This is a genomic window from Mycobacterium sp. (assembly GCF_049280035.1).
Classification (GTDB): Bacteria; Actinomycetota; Actinomycetes; order Mycobacteriales; family Mycobacteriaceae; genus Mycobacterium.
Genome location: NZ_JBAPPI010000239.1, coordinates 1 through 2,025 on the forward strand (window position 1 = coordinate 1; position 2,025 = coordinate 2,025).

The window sequence follows — 2,025 nt, forward strand, 5'->3', positions numbered from 1 at the left end:
CATGCTGCGCTATTGCTTGCAGTTGTTCCCCGATGCCTCAACGTATTTCCGCCCGATGATCGTCGTCTTGGCAGTCATCGGCGTCATCTACGGCGCGATAGTGGCGATCGGCCAGACCGACATCATGCGGCTGATCGCCTACACATCGATCTCGCACTTCGGTTTCATCATCCTCGGCATTTTCGTGATGACCAGCCAAGGCCAGAGCGGGTCGACGCTGTACATGCTCAACCACGGCATATCCACCGCCGCGGTGTTTTTGATTGCCGGATTCCTGATCGCGCGCCGGGGCACCCGGTCGATCGCCGCGTACGGCGGTGTGCAGAAGGTGGCTCCCGTGCTGGCCGGCACGTTCCTGGTCGCAGGTCTGGCCACCCTGTCGCTGCCCGGGCTGGCGCCGTTCATCAGCGAGTTCCTGGTGCTGATCGGCGCATACAGCCGCTACTGGCTGGCGGCGGCGTTCGGAGTCACCGCGCTGGTGCTCTCGTCGATGTACATTCTGTGGCTTTACCAACGGGTGATGACCGGCCCCGTCACCGACGGCAACGAACGGATCCGCGACTTGGTGCCGCGCGAAATCGTCGTTGTCGCACCGCTAATCGTGTTGCTCCTGGTGCTCGGAGTGTACCCGAAGCCGGTGCTGGACATCATCAACCCCGCGGTGGGGAACACCATGACCACTATCGGCCAGCACGACCCCGCACCGATCGTGCGGCCAGGTGTCGCACACGTACCGGGGACGGCGGAAGGACCGCGCCGATGACGTCTATTGCCATCCCTTCTATGCCCACTCCCAGCGTCGAATACGGGCTGCTGTCACCGATACTCATCGTCTTCAGCGTTGCTGTAGTCGGGGTACTGGTGGAGGCATTCCTGCCCCGACGAGCCCGCTACGGCGCCCAAGTCGTCCTTGCGATCGGCGGGCTCATCGCCGCGTTCGTCGCGGTGGTCGCCGTCGGCAGGCAGTTGCCGCCAAGTGGCCGCACCGCAGTGCTGCAGGCGCTGGCTATCGACGGCCCCACCCTGTTGTTGCAGGGCGCCATCCTGCTGGTCGCGGTGCTGGCGGTGATCTTCATCGCCGAACGGCGTGACGGCGAGAATGCCACCACCGGCCCGGGCGCAGCAACGGCCACCGCCCACATCGCTGCCGGGCTGGATTCTTTTACCCCGCAAGCCTCTGCGGTGCCGGACAGCGCGGCCGAACACCAGGCGATCCGCGCCGGGGTCAGGCAGACCGAGCTCTTCCCGCTGACCATGCTGGCTGTCGGCGGCATGCTGGTGTTCCCCGCGGCCAACGACCTGCTGACGATGTTCGTCGCGCTGGAAGTCTTATCGCTGCCGCTGTACCTGTTGTGCGGGCTGGCCCGTCACCGCCGCTTGCTGTCCCAGGAAGCAGCGGTGAAATACTTTCTGCTGGGCGCATTCTCGTCGGCATTCTTCCTCTACGGCGTTGCGCTGCTCTACGGCGCGACGGGCACGCTGGCGCTGCCCGGCATCGCCGATACGCTGGCCGGCAGCACCAACCAATCGATGGCGTTGATCGGCGTCGCCTTGTTGGCGGTCGGCCTGCTGTTCAAGGTCGGTGCGGTCCCGTTCCATTCGTGGATTCCCGACGTCTACCAGGGTGCGCCGACTCCGATCACCGGGTTCATGGCTGCGGCCACCAAGGTTGCGGCGTTCGGCGCGCTGCTACGCGTCGTCTACGTGGCGCTGCCGCCGCTCCATGACCAATGGCGGCCTGTGCTGTGGGCGATCTCGATCCTGACCATGGTGGTCGGCACCGTCACCGCGGTGAACCAAACTGACGTCAAACGGATGCTGGCGTATTCGTCGATCGCACACGTGGGCTTCATCCTCACCGGTGTCATCGCAGACAACCCGGCCGGTCTGGCGTCGACAATGTTCTACCTGGTCGCCTACAGCTTCAGCACGGTTGGCGCGTTCGCGGTCGTCGGCCTGGTCCGCAACCCGGACGGCGACGAAGACGCCACGATGTCGCATTGGGCCGGGCTTGGCCAGCGTTAT

2 protein-coding genes are annotated in these 2,025 nt (G+C 65.0%); both read left to right on the forward strand.

Translation table 11 applies throughout. The features are described 5' to 3' along the window. The coding region (locus WAN71_RS07685) for an NADH-quinone oxidoreductase subunit M (protein WP_422224762.1) at window positions 1-763 on the forward strand (763 nt) is incomplete at its 5' end. Window positions 764-783: 20 nt separating this feature from the next. After that, window positions 784-2,025: NADH-quinone oxidoreductase subunit NuoN (gene nuoN / locus WAN71_RS07690; RefSeq protein WP_422224763.1), on the forward strand; the 1,242-nt coding region annotated here is incomplete at its 3' end.